The 16,530-nt window shown below is 34.5% G+C and carries 15 protein-coding genes and 1 riboswitch; of the genes, 7 read left to right on the top strand and 8 right to left on the bottom strand.

Going from position 1 to position 16,530, the window contains the following annotated elements:
- Positions 1-591: 591 nt before the first annotated feature.
- Positions 592-1,233 (bottom strand): diguanylate cyclase domain-containing protein, encoded by a 642-nt coding sequence (locus CO726_RS02105; protein WP_099683157.1) that lies wholly within the window; start codon positions 1,231-1,233, stop codon positions 592-594.
- A gap of 165 nt (positions 1,234-1,398) precedes the next feature.
- Here CO726_RS02105 and CO726_RS02100 point away from each other — a divergent pair, with 165 nt between their 5' ends.
- Positions 1,399-1,632 carry an SPP1 phage holin family protein gene (locus CO726_RS02100; RefSeq protein WP_099683156.1) on the top strand — a complete coding sequence of 78 codons (234 nt, stop codon included), beginning with the start codon at positions 1,399-1,401 and terminating at the stop codon, positions 1,630-1,632.
- A 31-nt stretch (positions 1,633-1,663) separates the two neighbouring features.
- Here the strand turns inward: CO726_RS02100 and CO726_RS02095 are convergent, their stop codons facing one another.
- On the bottom strand, positions 1,664-2,164 hold the full coding sequence (locus tag CO726_RS02095; protein WP_098758626.1) for a hypothetical protein: 501 nt from the start codon (positions 2,162-2,164) through the stop codon (positions 1,664-1,666).
- Positions 2,165-2,587: 423 nt separating this feature from the next.
- Between CO726_RS02095 and CO726_RS02090 the strand changes: the two genes are divergently transcribed.
- The 3 genes from CO726_RS02090 (at position 2,588) to metE (ending at position 8,034) form a co-directional block, all read left to right on the top strand.
- Positions 2,588-4,129 (top strand): MDR family MFS transporter, encoded by a 1,542-nt coding sequence (locus CO726_RS02090; protein ID WP_099683155.1) that lies wholly within the window; start codon positions 2,588-2,590, stop codon positions 4,127-4,129.
- Positions 4,130-4,280: 151 nt separating this feature from the next.
- On the top strand, positions 4,281-4,838 hold the full coding sequence (locus CO726_RS02085; RefSeq protein WP_099683154.1) for a PadR family transcriptional regulator: 558 nt from the start codon (positions 4,281-4,283) through the stop codon (positions 4,836-4,838).
- A gap of 590 nt (positions 4,839-5,428) precedes the next feature.
- Positions 5,429-5,617, top strand: a riboswitch (cobalamin riboswitch).
- Positions 5,618-5,745: 128 nt separating this feature from the next.
- Entirely contained in the window at positions 5,746-8,034 is a 2,289-nt protein-coding gene (gene metE, locus CO726_RS02075) for a 5-methyltetrahydropteroyltriglutamate--homocysteine S-methyltransferase (protein WP_099683153.1), read from the top strand.
- A 37-nt stretch (positions 8,035-8,071) separates the two neighbouring features.
- Here the strand turns inward: metE and comJ are convergent, their stop codons facing one another.
- On the bottom strand, positions 8,072-8,461 hold the full coding sequence (gene comJ, locus CO726_RS02070) for a competence protein ComJ (protein ID WP_087966210.1): 390 nt from the start codon (positions 8,459-8,461) through the stop codon (positions 8,072-8,074).
- 36 nt (positions 8,462-8,497) lie between these two features.
- Positions 8,498-8,932 (bottom strand): DNA-entry nuclease, encoded by a 435-nt coding sequence (nucA, locus tag CO726_RS02065; protein WP_099683152.1) that lies wholly within the window; start codon positions 8,930-8,932, stop codon positions 8,498-8,500.
- A gap of 236 nt (positions 8,933-9,168) precedes the next feature.
- Between nucA and CO726_RS02055 the strand changes: the two genes are divergently transcribed.
- Positions 9,169-9,918 (top strand): DUF3967 domain-containing protein, encoded by a 750-nt coding sequence (locus tag CO726_RS02055; protein ID WP_099683151.1) that lies wholly within the window; start codon positions 9,169-9,171, stop codon positions 9,916-9,918.
- 38 nt (positions 9,919-9,956) lie between these two features.
- Here the strand turns inward: CO726_RS02055 and kinB are convergent, their stop codons facing one another.
- The gene (kinB, locus tag CO726_RS02050; protein WP_098758618.1) at positions 9,957-11,231 is read right to left on the bottom strand and encodes a sporulation sensor histidine kinase KinB; all 1,275 of its coding nucleotides are present in this window, start codon (positions 11,229-11,231) and stop codon (positions 9,957-9,959) included.
- Positions 11,232-11,540: 309 nt separating this feature from the next.
- Between kinB and CO726_RS02045 the strand changes: the two genes are divergently transcribed.
- A complete protein-coding gene (locus tag CO726_RS02045) occupies positions 11,541-11,741 on the top strand; it encodes a hypothetical protein (RefSeq protein ID WP_099683150.1) in 201 nt (66 codons plus the stop codon).
- A gap of 123 nt (positions 11,742-11,864) precedes the next feature.
- Complete coding sequence (locus CO726_RS02040) at positions 11,865-13,028, top strand: aminotransferase A (RefSeq protein ID WP_099683149.1); 1,164 nt, start codon at positions 11,865-11,867, stop codon at positions 13,026-13,028.
- Positions 13,029-13,042: 14 nt separating this feature from the next.
- Here CO726_RS02040 and malR read toward each other — a convergent pair whose 3' ends face one another.
- The 3 genes from malR to malC all read right to left on the bottom strand — a co-directional run bounded on the left by malR (position 13,043) and on the right by malC (position 16,492).
- Entirely contained in the window at positions 13,043-14,065 is a 1,023-nt protein-coding gene (gene malR, locus CO726_RS02035) for a maltose operon transcriptional repressor MalR (protein ID WP_098758615.1), read from the bottom strand.
- Between the two features lie 282 nt (positions 14,066-14,347).
- Positions 14,348-15,190 carry a maltosaccharide ABC transporter permease MalD gene (malD, locus tag CO726_RS02030; RefSeq protein ID WP_001022608.1) on the bottom strand — a complete coding sequence of 281 codons (843 nt, stop codon included), beginning with the start codon at positions 15,188-15,190 and terminating at the stop codon, positions 14,348-14,350.
- Entirely contained in the window at positions 15,191-16,492 is a 1,302-nt protein-coding gene (gene malC / locus CO726_RS02025; RefSeq protein WP_001194990.1) for a maltosaccharide ABC transporter permease MalC, read from the bottom strand.
- Positions 16,493-16,530: the final 38 nt, after the last annotated feature.

Raw genomic sequence — 16,530 nt, 5'->3', positions numbered from 1 at the left:
TCTATAAACTCCACACTCGCACCTTTTTTACGAAAATCATTGATATTGTTTATAATGCTTGTACAAATTGTATTACTTGAAATTACATTTTACGTTTTTGAACTCAATAGCAGTTTCATATCCATCTTTTACTTGGCACTTTCTAAAACCTGTTCATACTATGTATTACATAAAAGTACAACGGAATTCATCACAGCCATAATAATTTGAAGAACAACAGTAATCATTCACCTGATAAAAGATGTTCGTTGTTCTCTCACGTCTATCATTCTATCATTCCCTTTCCCGCTTTCTATCAAATAATCTCTTTGTTCATTTTACACAGTACAAACGCTACCTTGCAACAACTTACAATTATTCTTGTCATTCCCTAAAAAGGAAAAGTGTAGAGCATGCTTTCCTCTACACTTTTAAAATGAAACACATTGTGCAAAATGCATTGACACATCCATCATAATTATATGCTTATTCCATATATTTTTAAAGACTTTTATTACAAAAAAAGTTCTTTTTGTAATAAAAGTCAAAAAAATGTTACATTCAAAACTTCTTTATATCATATTTCTTTAAATCAAAGTTTTATTTATTTCCTTACAAATTCCTATGCTGGTACAATTGATTTTGTGCCTTTCTTAACAATTCTTCAAAAGTTTTTCCTTCAACTGGATAACTAGCAGCTCCAAATAATAAAGTCATACTTAACAAGCCATTTTCTATTTCACTTTCAATATTTTTCATTAATCGGTTTGTTATTGTCGACTTTTCATGTCCGTTATCAACTGCCACAATAACATACTTATTTTCATCCCACTTAGTAACGACATCCCCTTTACGAATTGTCTTTACAATCGTACTCTCCAATTTTTGTACTAACACCTCCATTTTTTTTTCTTGCACTGTTTCTTTTAGTCCTTTCCATTCTTTCACAGAAAGAATGTACACTGTAATATAATGAGAATCCCGTTCTGATAAAGCAGCTACTTTCTCAAAAAAATCAACTACAAAATCATTACTTGCCATTCCTCCTACTTCCGTATCCATACGCCCACTCGCTCTTTTATCATACCAATGTCCAAAATAATAACTGAGTATCATTTGCAATATATAAATAATAAAGACGGTATAAAATGATCGCGAATCCAGTTTTGTAATTACATCCTGAAGCGCAATCCATTCTGTAACTGCCACTGTATTCCCAAGTAATAATCCACTAATTTTCCCTTTATGCTTCATACTTCCCCTCCTTTCTATAACAATATATGTTTCTATAACAATTATGTTTTTCTACAAAATAAAAAAATGTACATATTAGGTGTACATTTTCACTTAAGCTTGTCTACCATTTCTATTTTATTTCATATATATACTATATATCGTTTTTAGAAAGGAGGGACCTATTTGCTACAAAAAGAAAATCTATCAGATATTATACGTTTACTAGCAGGATTTCTGTTATCCTTAAAATTACTATTTAATTCTTTCGGAGTAAACTTTATTACAAATGATCAAATTGACGCTATTGTAAATGTTATTTCTTTTCTTTTCATTCTATATTTTGGTTATAAAAATAATTATGTAGGAAAAAAAGGAGTCGAGCAAAAAAAAATACTCAAAAAACACAACCTTCACTAAAAAAGGAACCTTTCATACAGGTTCCTTTTTATCATTGCCGCACAACAACTTCATTTGTTTGCTGCGGACCATATGGCAATCCTTTATATTGAAATGTATATGTAGCCTGAAATAATGCATTTTTGAGTGCTTTATCTTTATTTGCTTTTATTTTACAAATTAGTTCTACCTTCTCATTCGGTAATAAATTATCGATTCGCCACCTTACAAGTTGGAACAGAAACTCGCTCATCCCCTTATCAACCTTTAATGAATTTGGAATATATGCAAAATAATCTCGAATCATATGACTTACTACAACTCGTGAAATCATTTCCATTCCTTTATTTTCGACTTCAATTCGAATAATAAGTATGTCGTTTACATCATAGGTCAGTTCATATGAAAATTTTTCTTTATACATACTACGGATTTGTAATGTAACTGCTACATTAGGACATTCATTTTCCTTTTTTGAGCCATCAATCCATAATACCGGTTGTAGCTGGATTGAACGCCTTCCTTGATCCGAAATTCGTTTCCACATTTTCATAATAATATTCACCCCATTTCAGATGCATCATCCATACGACCTTATTCTGTCTCCCTACACGATATTAGTAACGCTTGTTACAAACGATATATAGTTATTACTCTTCCTTTTATCCTATTCGACAATATAAAGAAAAAACCATTTTTCCTCTGTTAACAGAAGGGATTCTTACTGAAATATTTTTTTACAATTTCCTTCATTGACTTTATACCAATATTAAGTATTACTCACTCTTTCGCTGCCCATACAACAGAATATTTTGACGGAAGAAAAAGTTTGCCTTATAGTCAAATTTGACTATAATATTATTTATGGCTTTGTCAGTGCACTTGTGTAAATTATTTGAAAGAACTATACTTCAAATCTTTATGCGCTGCACTCAAAACTTAATATAGTGTACTTATTATTAAAGGAGGGTTATATTTGGAATCTCAATTATCAAAAAAAGACTCCAACAAGACAAAATTTGTTGTTGCTGGTTTACTACTTGGTATTTTAATGGCAGCAATGGATAATACAATCGTTGCAACAGCAATGGCAACAATTGTTGGAGACCTAGGAGGATTTGACAAGTTCGTTTGGGTCACGTCTGCATATATGGTAGCAACAATGGCGGGTATGCCTATCTTCGGAAAGCTTTCTGATATGTACGGACGGAAACGCTTTTATATTGGTGGCCTCATTCTTTTCTTATTTGGTTCTGCACTTTGTGGAACAGCATCTAGTATTGAGCAGCTAAGTATTTATAGAGCAATTCAAGGGATTGGTGGCGGTGCTCTTATGCCTATCGCCTTCACAATTATGTACGATATATTCCCACCAGAAAAGCGCGGAAAAATGACAGGGCTATTCGGTGCGGTTTTCGGGACATCTAGTGTATTCGGTCCTTTATTAGGCGCTTATATTACAGACTATATAAGTTGGCATTGGGTCTTCTATATTAATATTCCATTAGGACTTATCTCCTTCTTCTTTATTACTAAATACTACAGTGAATCTCTAGAATTTAGTAAACAAAAAATTGATTGGGCTGGCGCTATTACACTTGTTATTAGTATCGTTTGCTTAATGTTCGCCTTAGAACTTGGTGGTAAAGAATACGCTTGGAATTCCACTGTAATTATCGGTTTATTTACAACAGTTGTTATTATGCTTATTATTTTCTTCTTCGTAGAACGAAAAGCAACTGAGCCTATCATTTCTTTCCATCTATTTAAAAAACCTTTATTCGCAGCTAGCCAAGGAGTTGCCTTTTTCTATGGTGCCGCTTTTATCATCTGTACAGTTTATATCCCAATCTTCGTTCAAGGTGTTCTCGGTGGTTCAGCCTCAAATGCTGGATTGATTTTAACACCTATGATGGTCGGCTCTGTAATTGGAAGTCAAACAGGTGGACAGTTAGCTTCTCGAACAAGTTATCGTAATATCATGATTATGTCTGGTGTTTTCTTCGTTCTTGGTATTTATTTACTAAGTACTTTAACAATGGACACACCACGTGTACTCGTAACGCTATTTATGGTTCTCGCTGGACTTGGTGTTGGTTTCTCATTCTCAGTTTTAAGTATGTCTTCTATCCACAAATTAGAAATGAGAGACCGTGGTTCTGCTACATCAACAAACTCATTCTTCCGTTCACTCGGTATGACCCTTGGTGTAACGATTTTCGGTACCATTCAAAATCATATTTTTACAGATAAACTAAACACTGTGTTCCCTCCTGAACTAGCAAAATTAGCTCCAAAGGGCGGAGACACAAGTTTCTTATTATCACCAGGTGCTACCGATAAAATGCCAGCTGAAATATTAACTGGTATTAAAGAAGCTCTTGCTACATCTATTGCCAGTACATTCTTCTGGGCACTTATCCCGGCTGTATTAAGTATTATTTGTATTTTACTTATGGGAAATGAACGCCTCTTTACCGGACCAAAAACGAAACAAAAACAAAAGCAAGTAAGTTAGTATAGAAAAAAGAAACGGCATACCCTTTATGAAAAAGGGTATGCCGTTTATAATATATAAAGTAAATCTTTGATCAGTAAAGAACCATTCCCACTGATTATAATCCCTCACCAATCGGGATTAAGTTTCTATATACAGGAGTTGAAACAGCATGAGCATGAAATTAGTCATTCTCGGCTTGCTACTCGAAGGAGATAAACATCCATATGAAGTGCAGCACATCATGAAAGAAAGACAAATGGATTGTTATATTAAATATGCAAAAGGATCACTTTACTACGCCTTCGAGCAATTAGAAAAGCAGGGTGCAATTCGTATTACCACAATTGTTCGAGATACGAATAGACCAGATAAAACAATCTTTCATATAACAGAAGAAGGAAAACGGTTATTTCACACGTTACTATTAAAACAATTCGAGGCAAAAAATCAAATATATAAACCAATTTATTCAGCACTCTCTTTCGCTCATTTTGGTGATGATCAAGAGTTAATTCCCATTTTAGAAAAGAAGAAAAATGATACCGTTCAATATTTACATAAAATGCAAACTATTTATGATTGTAGTAAAGGACAAATTCCACGTGCACAACTATATATTTTACAAAGCGTTATTGAACATATTACAGTTGAATTGCAATGGTTAAACACCCTTCTTACAGATGCAGTTGCAGGGCGGCTTTCAGAGATTGATATAGATGAGGATTAAACTTACAAAGAAAAAACTGTAAAAAGACAATAAAGTTATTTAATTTTAAAACCTAACATAAGCATATCCCCGTTCTAATTTAGGACGGGGGTATCATATAGCTGTTTAATTTTCGATATAAGATACTTCACGGTGCTCAAAAATATAACAATACAGTCGTTTGAAAATCTAAGATTTATTCATCACTAACGTCCCATAATGGAAAGTTATTTCTTAAAATTCTATATAAAAAGGATGTTGGTTTTCATCCAAACTGTATTCAATTCTTTGTCTGAAATTCATAAAATCTCACTTTTCTATAAACTTAGTATATTCATCTTTATACAGCAATCTTGTTCTTTTTTGTGATAACTTACTATTTCGAAATGAACCATCCAATCCCCTCTCTTATTCCAGAATATAAATTGTTTTTCAAATAACATACTGGCGTCTTATTTCTATACAAGTACTCACTTTTCTTCACTTTGAAAAATCAGAAAAATAAAAATGATTAAAATAAAAAACTTTAGAATTTTCTTATTTTAAAACAGTAGACAAAATTCCAAAAATTGTGTTAGAATTTGTTTCAATATCATATTGCTTGTTAACTTCCTTTCAAAAGGAAAATAGGTACACGAACATTTCGTTTCGTGTTTAAAAGGGAAGCTTGGTGAAACTCCAACACGGTCCCGCCACTGTAAATGCTGAGATTTCTTTGTTAGTGCCACTGTGAAAACGGGAAGGTGAAAGAAATTATATGAAGCATAAGTCAGGAGACCTGCCTGTTTTAACAACACTGATAGATTCACGGATGATGATGAGGTGTTAAAACAAAAAGGAAGGCTTATTTTCTATGCCTTTGTACTTTTTGTTATAGGTATTTCCTAGTAAACGGAAATGCTTACTTTCAATTAGGGAGGAATTTAAAATGGCAATTCAAACAAGTAACTTAGGTTATCCACGTATCGGACTACAACGAGAGTGGAAAAAAACATTGGAAGCTTTTTGGTCCAATAAAATCGATGAAGAACAATTTTTAACAACAATGAAAGAAATTCGCCTTCAACATGTAAAAGTACAGCAGGAAAAAGGGATTGAACTCATTCCAATTGGCGATTTTACATATTATGATCACGTTTTGGATACTGCTTATATGCTAGGATTTATCCCATCACGTTTTTCTGAGTTTACATCTTACCTTGATGTATATTTTGCAATGGCGCGTGGCTCTAAAGATCACGTAGCTTCCGAAATGACAAAATGGTTTAATACAAACTATCATTATATCGTTCCTGAATATGAAGAGGGATTACAAATCTCTTTAAAAGATAATCGTCCACTTCGCTTATACGAAGAGGCAAAACAAGAATTAGGAGTAGATGGAAAGCCTGTTATTTTAGGACCATATACTTTCTTGAAATTAGCTAAAGGTTATACACAAGAACAATTTGCTACGATTTTAAAACAGTTAGTTGCACCATACGTACAACTGCTTTCAGAACTACATGTAGCTGGTGCACAAGTCATTCAAGTTGATGAACCGATTTTCGCTTCTTTAACTAAAGATGAAATTCAACATGCAAAAGAAATTTACGAAGCTATTCGTAAAGAAGTTCCAAATGCGACTCTTCTTTTACAAACATATTTTGATAGCGTAGAAGAAAACTACGAAGAAATTATTACATTCCCTGTGTCCGGTATTGGATTAGATTTCGTTCATGGTAAAGAGGGTAATCTAAATGCTATTTCAAAATATGGATTTCCAGCCGATAAAACTTTAGCTATCGGTTGTATAGATGGCCGTAACATTTGGAGAGCTGACCTTGATGAAGTTCTTACGTTATTTACAACGTTACAAAAACAAGTCCAAACGAAAGATTTCATCGTTCAGCCTTCTTGTAGCTTATTGCATACACCAATCGATAAAACAGAAGAAACCCACTTATCGACTGAGCTATTTGATGCGCTAGCATTTGCAAATCAAAAATTAGAAGAGTTAGTTCTTATTCATTCTGCTCTGACTCAAGGTACAGAAAGCATCAGTAATGAGCTAGAAACATATCGAAATGTACATCATACAATTCGCTCATCTGCTGCACGTAACCGTGAAGATGTTAAAGCAGCACGAACAGCACTAAAAGAAGAAGATTTTTCACGTCCTCTTCCATTTGAAAAACGATACGAATTACAACAAGTTGCTCTGGAGTTACCGTTGTTACCAACAACAACTATCGGTAGCTTTCCGCAAACAACTGAAGTTCGTCAAACACGAAAAGAATGGCGTAACGGTGTCATTTCAAATGAACAATATGAACAATTTATTGAAAAAGAGACAGAAAAATGGATTCGTTACCAAGAAGAAATTGGTCTTGATGTTCTTGTTCATGGTGAGTTCGAAAGAACTGACATGGTCGAATATTTCGGTGAGCGCCTTGCTGGTTTCTCATTCACTAAAAACGGTTGGGTACAATCATATGGTTCCCGCTGCGTAAAACCACCTGTTATTTATGGTGATGTAGCCTTTATTAACGGAATGACTATTAAGGAAACTGTTTATGCACAAAGCTTAACAAAGAAAGTTGTAAAAGGAATGTTAACTGGACCTGTTACGATTTTAAATTGGTCCTTCGTTCGAAATGACATTCCAAGAAAAGAAGTTTCGTATCAAATCGCATTAGCTCTTCGTCATGAAATTGAACTACTTGAATCTTCCGGAATTCGAGTAATCCAAGTCGATGAGCCAGCACTTCGTGAAGGTATGCCACTAAAAGAAAAAGATTGGGACGCTTATATTACATGGGCAGTACAATCCTTCCTTTTAGCAACTTCTTCTGTAGCAAATGAAACACAAATTCATACTCATATGTGTTACAGTAACTTCGAAGATATCGTTGACGCGATTCGCGCATTAGATGCAGATGTGATTTCTATTGAAACATCCAGAAGCCACGGAGAATTTATTGATACATTAAAACACACAACATATGAAAAAGGCATCGGTCTAGGTGTATATGATATTCATAGCCCACGTGTACCAAGCAAAGATGAAATGTATAAAATCGTAGAACAATCTTTACAAGTATGCGATCCTAAATATTTCTGGATTAATCCTGATTGTGGTTTAAAAACGAGAAGAACAGAAGAAGTTATTCCAGCTTTAGAACACATGGTGCAAGCAGCAAAAGATGCTCGTTCCCTACTAAAAACAAACGCATAACAAAAATGGGTTATCCTCAAAAAGGATAACCCATTTTTTATTCTTTACTTTCAAAAAAGAATTCATATTGTATTTTATATAATTCATCATCCGTTGGTTCTTCAAGAGGAGTTGCCTGTAATACAACTGTATACTCACCATTCGGAATAGGGATTTGAAATTTATTTGAAAGAATACTTGTTACAACGATACATTCATTTTCAACTGTAAAAGGAACTGTAACCGTTCTAACCACTTCTTCTTTCTCAATATGTTTCCCGCAAGTTACTTTTATTTCACAAGTATAATCAGAAAGTGCTTCAAAAATAACAGTTCCATCCGCCTTCGCATAACCTCTTTCAAAATCCTCATCCGTCCAGTCAACGTAAGGCTGATCACCGTCATAGTTCATCAACATTAATTGCGAATAAGAAATTGTTAACTCCATCGTTCCCCTCCTCCTTCATTATGAAATATGCAACTACTACTTTACGTCAAATTTCACACGCGTGCCATCTGGGTATTTATCTAACTTATTTCCTACCCAAGACCCTGCTCCGCGGTTATCTGCTGGACTTATATATTGGATATGTGCTCCTTTTCCGCCTTCTTTACACATCGCCATTGGCCATTCATCACGATCATACCCTTTTTTTGATGGGTATGGAGCTAACGATAATTTTCTTCTCTCCGCAGCACCACCACGGTCGATTGTACAAACTTCTGAATGTCCTTCTTTTATCGCATCCGTAATATGTTTCCCTGTTTCTGGATATCTCTCTTTCGGAAATTCTAGAACTTGATCATACGCATTTGTTTTTTTGATACTTGTTTCCTTTGGAACAAGTACTTCATAAACCGCTACTAAAATAGAAAGAATTGCAATAATTGAAATGATAATACCTTTTAATTGGTTCATGTATACCTCCATGATTCTACCAGTTTCTTTTCCTCAGTTATTATAACAAACTTCTCCTGTATATGTTTTCAGACATTATTTTAGCTCTTCTTTGCCATTCCGCCAAAAACTATCATTTTTCTTCACCTTTTCACTAATGCTGTAGAAAACTAATAACCTTCCGACATTCTTTTTCAAAGGAAGTCCTCATAAAAGATTGAAATGATATATACGATACTTTTTGGGGAGGAAATATCATGGAAGCTACCTATAAAACGAAAGATGTCACGAATAAAACAGGCATCCCAAAACATATAGTCCGTAAATATAGTCAACTGTTAGAGGAACATGGTTATATGATTTCCAAAACAGCTGATGCTCGTATTTATAAACTGGATGATTTGAAACTATTGAAATCTATACATGAAAGAGCTGCTACATTGCAAGAAGACATTTCAGAAACGATACCAATTATTTTAAAAGAAAAAGAGGCCCCACCTGTACCAGTTATACAAGATAAGCAAGAGATACAACCGAAAGAAAAAGAAGATGGACGTAACTTTGAGGAGTTCATGTTAAAACTTGAAATGCTCGCTCAGTTAAATGAAGCAATTATTCATCAAAATTCTACCCTTATTACCCAAAATCGTTTAAAAGATGAAAAGCTAGATGAATTGATGCAACAAGTTTATGTAAAAGAAGGCTCTCAAGAAAAAATGCTACAAGAGTTAATGGTTCATGCCGCTCAAACAGATGCCCTTCAGAAAGAAAAGATGGACTTATTAATGAATCATATGTATAAACGAGAATCTAAGCAAGAAGAAAAAATGAATAAACTCGTAAATCAAATTTATAATAAAGACATTAATCGTGATGCACAACTTATGCAAGTTATTCGTGAAATTCAAGAAACAAAAAGAATGGTTGCTGCCTCAAAAGAACAAGGATTCTTGCAATCATTTAAAGGCTTATTTAGCCGAGCAAAACAAGAAAAAACAAATGAATAAACAATATAAAATAAAAAGTTACCCTCCATCGGTAACTTTTATTCCTTATTTCTTACAGCTGGTAATATAATAATTGCTTCAGTTCCTTTCCCACTTTCACTTTTATATTCCAGCGTACCATTATGCGCTTGTAAGATACTAAATGTTACCATAAGCCCTAATCCTGTTCCTTTTTCTTTTAAAGAATAATACGGTTGTCCGAGCCTTGCTAACTGCTCTTTCGTCATTCCAACACCACTATCTTTAACTCGTATTACAATCGTTTCATCTTTTTGCATAGCCGTTACTTTTAAATATCCTTTATTTCCTTGAATGGCTTCAATACCATTTTTAACAACATTCATAATTGCTTGCTTCAATTTTGTCTTATCACCGATTGTATAAAGACTTTCAGAAATCTCAACTTGCAAATATACACCTTGCATCGCTGCAAATGATGACATAAGTGTAGTCATTTCTATTAATTGCGCCGATAAACAAATGTGTTCCTTTTTCTCAATTTGTGGCCTTGCTAAATTCAAATAATCTGAAATAATTTGTTCCGCTCGGTCCAATTCGGCTAGTACAAGACGCATATAATCCTTATTCTTCACATCTTCCGTACTTTCTAGCAATTGTATAAAACCACGAACAACAGTGAGCGGATTTCGAACCTCATGTGCAACACTTGCCGCTAACTCACTTACAATATTAAGCTTTTCTGACTTTTGCATCTCTGTACGTAGTATTGCATTTTCGTTTAAATATTCTGTTAAGTACACCTGAAATACCATTGTCATAACCATAATAAGCGAAGCAAATATATATCCGCTATATAGGTGCGAAATATACGGTGTAAACCCTGTTTCTAACAGAACGTTAATCATGCCAATCACTAAAGAAACAAGCACGTACAATGATGAAATCATAAATGCTAAAATCAGCTTCTTATCCCTTGAAAATAGAGACCATTTCTTTGATAAAAACAGTGGAACTATCAATAGGAATATTACTTCTATGACTGGAAGAAGGCTCACTCCTTTTAGCGCCCATTCATATGCAACAAAAATAACGGCCGGGATTACACCAACAATCCCGCCATATAGAAAACCACTAACAATTGGGATTAGATGAAAGTTATACCCACAAACATCACCAAAACAAATAGAGTATGTCATGGAGAGAACGAGTGTAATGCTAGATAAAAACATAATAAAGTAGCGGTTCGGCTTCGGAGGCATTTCTTGATAACGATTTAAACGAATCGCTTCATATAAAAATAGTGGCAAAATAATGATGGCAATTTGGATCATTAAATCACGGATCAGCTCCATAGCCTCTCATCCCCTATATGTATTTTGATATGATTATATCATTTTACGGGTTTATTTGTTTTAAAATTTTGATTTTTCTTAACATATTTGTTAATTCTTTGTTAACAACACATAATAATTGTTACAGATTTTCGAAATGAATGTAAACCCTGTACCAAATTTCTGCCCGGCAGTATACAATGAATACGGATTACAAAGAAAATAAAAAATACTTCATGAGACGGACAACTATAGCAAAATACAGCATATAATCCATACTATCTATGTTTACAAATAAGTGATCATTATTTTAGTAGGAGGAAGATAAATATGGCGGGTACTACGCTTGTTTTAAAAGAAGAAAATTTGGTCGTTCTAGAAAATGTTGAGAAATCAGTATATGAAGAGTTACAGCATAAAACAGGAGAAGAAAATTGCACATGTGCTGTGAATGAATCAGTCGTTAACCTTGGCAAAGTATCCTCTGTACTTTGGAATGAAGATGAAATAGATTGGGAATACGGATATTAAAAAGTCGCTTACAGCGGCTTTTTTTCTGTTAACCCTCTCTTTCTACATAATATATACGCAAGCGAAATCATAGAAAATATGTTAAAATGAACTTAATTTTCAAACGGAAGAAAGGGAGATACAATGGAACAATTCATTAATCCTAGAGTAAAGGACATCCAAATTTCTGGAATCCGTCAATTCTCTAACATGATTCAAAACTATGATAATCTTATCTCTTTAACAATTGGACAACCCGATTTTCCTACACCTTCTCTCGTAAAAGAAGCAGCAAAACGGGCTATTACAGAAAACTATACAAGCTATACACATAACGCTGGTTTACTAGAATTACGCAAGGCAGCTTGTAACTTTGTAAAAGATAACTACGATTTACATTATTCACCTGAAAACGAAACCATCGTTACAATCGGTGCCAGTGAAGCAATTGATGTTGCATTTCGAACGATTTTAGAGCCAGGAACAGAAGTCATTTTACCTGCCCCTATTTATCCAGGATACGAACCGATTATTCGGTTATGTGGCGCAACACCTATTTTTATCGATGTTCGTGAAACTGGCTTCCGTTTAACAGCCAATGCACTAGAAAATGCCATTACAGAAAAAACAAGATGCGTCGTACTACCGTATCCTTCTAATCCAACTGGTGTAACTTTATCAAAAGAAGAACTACAAGATATTGTACATGTTTTAAAAGATAAAAACATTTTCGTCCTTTCTGATGAAATTTATAGCGAACTTGTATATGAACAAACGCATACATCTATCGCTCATTTCCCAGAAATGCGTGAAAAGACTATCGTCATTAACGGTTTATCAAAATCTCATTCTATGACTGGCTGGCGTATCGGTCTATTATTCGCACCAAGCTATTTAGCTGGGCATATATTAAAAGTTCATCAATACAACGTAACGTGCGCTACTTCAATCGCTCAATATGCTGCAATTGAAGCATTAACAGCTGCTAAAGATGCACCAAAAATGATGCGTCATCAATACAAAAAACGCCTTGATTACGTATATAATAGACTCATTCAAATGGGCTTAACAGTTGAAAAGCCAACAGGTGCATTTTACTTATTCCCATATGTTGGCCATTTAACATCTTCATCATTTGATTTTGCACTTGACCTTGTCAAAGAAGCTGGACTTGCCGTCGTTCCTGGAACAGCATTCTCTGAATATGGTGAAGGCTACCTTCGCTTGTCTTATGCATATAGTATCGAAACTTTAAAAGAAGGCTGTGACCGTTTAGAAGCTTTTCTACAACAAAAAGCTAAGAGTTAAACTCTTAGCTTTTTTTATGCATAATGATCGCAAGTTTGACGCTTCAGTAATTTATGCGGAATAATGATACACTTTGCAGTAGACTCCGCATTCTCTACTTTATCAACTAAAGCTTTTGCTGCCTCATATCCTAGCTGGTATATATTCACATCAACTGTCGAAAGTGGCGGACTCGCAATTTCTGATAATAAAGCATTATTAAAGCTTACAATAGAAACATCCTTCGGTACAACGAATCCTTTTTTAGAAAGTGCACTTAGCACACCAAGTCCAATCAAGTCATCCGTTGCCATAATTGCTGTCGGTGGTTGCTTTAGCCCCATTAATTCCTCCACGGCTTGTTGACCACTTTCTCTTGAAAAATCAAAATGTAAAATATACTCTTTCGGCAATAAAATGTCTGCTAATTTTAAAGCATCACTCATACCAGCCAAACGATCTCTCGTTACAAGTAAATCAGATCCACCGCCGATGAACGCGATTTGTTTATGACCTAATGAAATCAAATATTCTGCCACTTCTCTTGCAGCTGTATAATTGTCATTATCTACATATGTAATTTCTTCTTTACGATCATATGGTTTCCCGATCAATACGAACGGGAAATTTTGTTTATGCAAATATTGAATGATCCGATCATTCTCTCTTGAATATAAAAGAATAATGCCACCAATTTGGCGTCCCTGCACCATCTTTACAACACCATTAAAAATTTCATCTTCCGTTTCACCTGTCGACATATAAAGCGCATACCCTTCCACATGTGCAAATGAACTAATCCCTCTTATAACTTCTGGGAAAAACGGATTTTGAAAAGCTTTACTTGCAGAACTTGGCATAACAAGGCCAAGTGTTTTTGTTGTTTGGTTAGCTAGGTTTCTTGCGTTTAAATTGGGATGATACCCTAGTTCACTCATTACTTTCCGAACACGACGCTTTGTTTTTTCACTTATACTTGGATTATCAGCAATTACACGAGAAACGGTGGATGGTGCTACATTCGCCTTCTTCGCCACATCTTTAATTGTAACTGTCATAAAAATCCCCCTCCTTTCAATTCTCTGCCATTTTGTATATATTTTTATCTTGCACCCGTTGCAAGTAATAGGAGAAGTCATAAACTTTCATTGATTCTATCTTGCAAAACCTATCCTATTCTCCCTCTCCATGTATTGTAAGGGATATAGCTCTTTTTTCCTATACTATAATATACTATTTATTTCACTTCTTTTCATATGTGATGTCAAATCTCTTTTCATCTCCCTATAAAATTTTTTATAGGGAGATGAAAAGAAAAATGGGACGTAATGTCCCATTTTTCATCCTTTCGTACCTCCAGCAGTTAAACCAGAGATAAAGTATTTTTGTAATGATAGGAATAAAATTGAAATTGGGATTGCAATCAATACTGAACCCGCTGCAAACGTTGTAAATTCATTACCAAATTTCTTCGCTACCATTTCATATAACCCAACTGCTAACGTATAATTTTCTGGTGTGCGCAAAATAATACTCGCTAAAATGAAATCTGTAAATGGACCGATGAAAGTGAATAACGCCACAACCGCTACGATCGGCTTTGCAAGTGGCATAATGATTTGCCAAAAAATACGGAAATGTCCTGCCCCATCCATACGAGCTGACTCATCCAATTCTTTCGGAATCGTATCAAAATACCCTTTCATAAGCCATGTATTCATTGGGATTGCCCCGCCTACATAAATTAAAATTAATGCAAGGTGCGTATCAATTAATCCTGTTAACTGCGCTAATACGTATAGAGCGATTAACGCTGCAAAGTTTGGAATCATTTGCAGAATTAAAAATGTTAATAAACCATTTTTTCTTCCAACAAAACGGTATCTCGAGAATGCATAAGCAGTAAAGCTAATTGCTAACACTGAAAAAATCATCGTTAAAACACTTACTTTTAATGTGTTTTTATACCATAGTAAATAATTACTATTCTCTAAATCTAATAACTTACGATAATGATCTAACGTTGCATTTTGCGGAATAATACTTGATCCAGATAAACTATCACCCGGATTAAACGATGAGCCAATAATCCATAATAATGGATAGAAAATGATGGCACACATTACGAAAATAACGAGATAACTTAATGAGAGACGTAACATCTTTTGTCTTTTAATATTCATTTACATCATATCCTCTTCTTGGAATGATTTTGTTCTCTTAAATTGCCATAACGCAACTGTAATAACAATTAACGATAATATCATTGTAAGAGCTGCTGCTTTCCCGTACTGCGCCGAAGTCATCGTTAACTTATAAATCCATGAAATTAAAATATCTGTTCCACCTGCGTCTTGTCCAGCTACAGCAGGACCTCCGCCGTTAAATAGATAGATGATACTAAAGTTATTAAAGTTAAACGTATATTGCGTAATTAATATTGGTGCTGTTGCATATAGAACAAGTGGTAATGTAATTTTACGAAACTGTTGCCAAGCAGTAGCTCCATCCACTGTAGCTGCTTCATATAATTCTCCTGGAATCGATTGCAATATACCTGTCGTCATTGCAAAGACAAATGGGAATCCAAGCCACGTTTGAATCATAATTAAAGCAACCTTCGCCCAAAATGGATCTGTCATCCAAGCAATCTTTTCAATTCCGAATAAAGCCAATACTTGATTGTTAATTGCTCCAAATGTTTCATTAAACATACCTGAGAAAACAAGAATAGATACGAATGCTGGAACTGCCCACGGTAAAATGAAGATTGTTCGAATAATTGCCTTCCCTTTAATACCAGGCTGATTTACGATAATCGCTAAGAAAATACCAAGCGCAACTTGTAATGTCGTTGCAACGAATGTCCAAATGACAGTCCAAGAAAATACACTTAAAAACGTTTCTCTCCACATCGGTAATGTAAAGATATCAATAAAGTTTTTAAATCCTACCCAATCTACTAATTTAGCCGGAGGAGAGTGATATAAATCATAGTTCGTAAATCCAATTAAAATTACGAAGATGATTGGAAATACAACTACAAAGATAAGTAATAGAAAACCTGGTGAAACCATTAAATATGGAAAACCTTGATCTAGTAAATTACGGTATTGCTCTTTTACAGAGTTTAATGGTGTTCCTATATCACGTTTCTTCCCGTTTTGATATGCGTCATATAAATTAAATGCATATATTCCAAGTCCAAACACGATGACAATGAGTGCCAAGATTCCTTCTACTAATAGAAAGACAGAATGGTCACGTGGAACTTCTGTCCCAAGCGTTACAATTCCCCATAATCCCATATTTAATAAATCAGCAAAGGCTACAATAAATGAACCTGTTAATACTAGAAAAATAAGACCTTTTACAAATTGTTTATTATACATTTGGCCCACGCCTGGAATGATTGATAACATGGTTGCCATTTTCCTATGTTTTGAACCGTTTAGGCCGTTTGCTGGTTCCATAGATGTTTGCATGTTCCTTCCCCCTTTTTTCTGGGAGAGAATTCGTGCCC

This window comes from Bacillus fungorum, from assembly GCF_002746455.1.
Taxonomy (GTDB): Bacteria; Bacillota; Bacilli; order Bacillales; family Bacillaceae_G; genus Bacillus_A; species Bacillus_A fungorum.
The sequence above is the reverse complement of the archived record's forward strand: the minus strand, read 5'-3'. Positions and strand labels throughout refer to the sequence as shown.

Excerpts from the sequence above, each read along its gene's own strand:
- CO726_RS02105 (WP_099683157.1), bottom strand. The coding sequence starts at position 1,233 with ATGAAGCATAAAGGGAAAATTAGTGGATTATTACTTGGGAATACAGTG.
- CO726_RS02095 (WP_098758626.1), bottom strand. The coding sequence starts at position 2,164 with ATGAAAATGTGGAAACGAATTTCGGATCAAGGAAGGCGTTCAATCCAG.
- CO726_RS02085 (WP_099683154.1), top strand. The coding sequence starts at position 4,281 with ATGAGCATGAAATTAGTCATTCTCGGCTTGCTACTCGAAGGAGATAAA.
- metE (WP_099683153.1), top strand. The coding sequence starts at position 5,746 with ATGGCAATTCAAACAAGTAACTTAGGTTATCCACGTATCGGACTACAA.
- comJ (WP_087966210.1), bottom strand. The coding sequence starts at position 8,461 with ATGGAGTTAACAATTTCTTATTCGCAATTAATGTTGATGAACTATGAC.
- nucA (WP_099683152.1), bottom strand. The coding sequence starts at position 8,932 with ATGAACCAATTAAAAGGTATTATCATTTCAATTATTGCAATTCTTTCT.
- CO726_RS02055 (WP_099683151.1), top strand. The coding sequence starts at position 9,169 with ATGGAAGCTACCTATAAAACGAAAGATGTCACGAATAAAACAGGCATC.
- kinB (WP_098758618.1), bottom strand. The coding sequence starts at position 11,231 with ATGGAGCTGATCCGTGATTTAATGATCCAAATTGCCATCATTATTTTG.
- CO726_RS02045 (WP_099683150.1), top strand. The coding sequence starts at position 11,541 with ATGGCGGGTACTACGCTTGTTTTAAAAGAAGAAAATTTGGTCGTTCTA.
- CO726_RS02040 (WP_099683149.1), top strand. The coding sequence starts at position 11,865 with ATGGAACAATTCATTAATCCTAGAGTAAAGGACATCCAAATTTCTGGA.
- malR (WP_098758615.1), bottom strand. The coding sequence starts at position 14,065 with ATGACAGTTACAATTAAAGATGTGGCGAAGAAGGCGAATGTAGCACCA.
- malD (WP_001022608.1), bottom strand. The coding sequence starts at position 15,190 with ATGAATATTAAAAGACAAAAGATGTTACGTCTCTCATTAAGTTATCTC.
- malC (WP_001194990.1), bottom strand. The coding sequence starts at position 16,492 with ATGCAAACATCTATGGAACCAGCAAACGGCCTAAACGGTTCAAAACAT.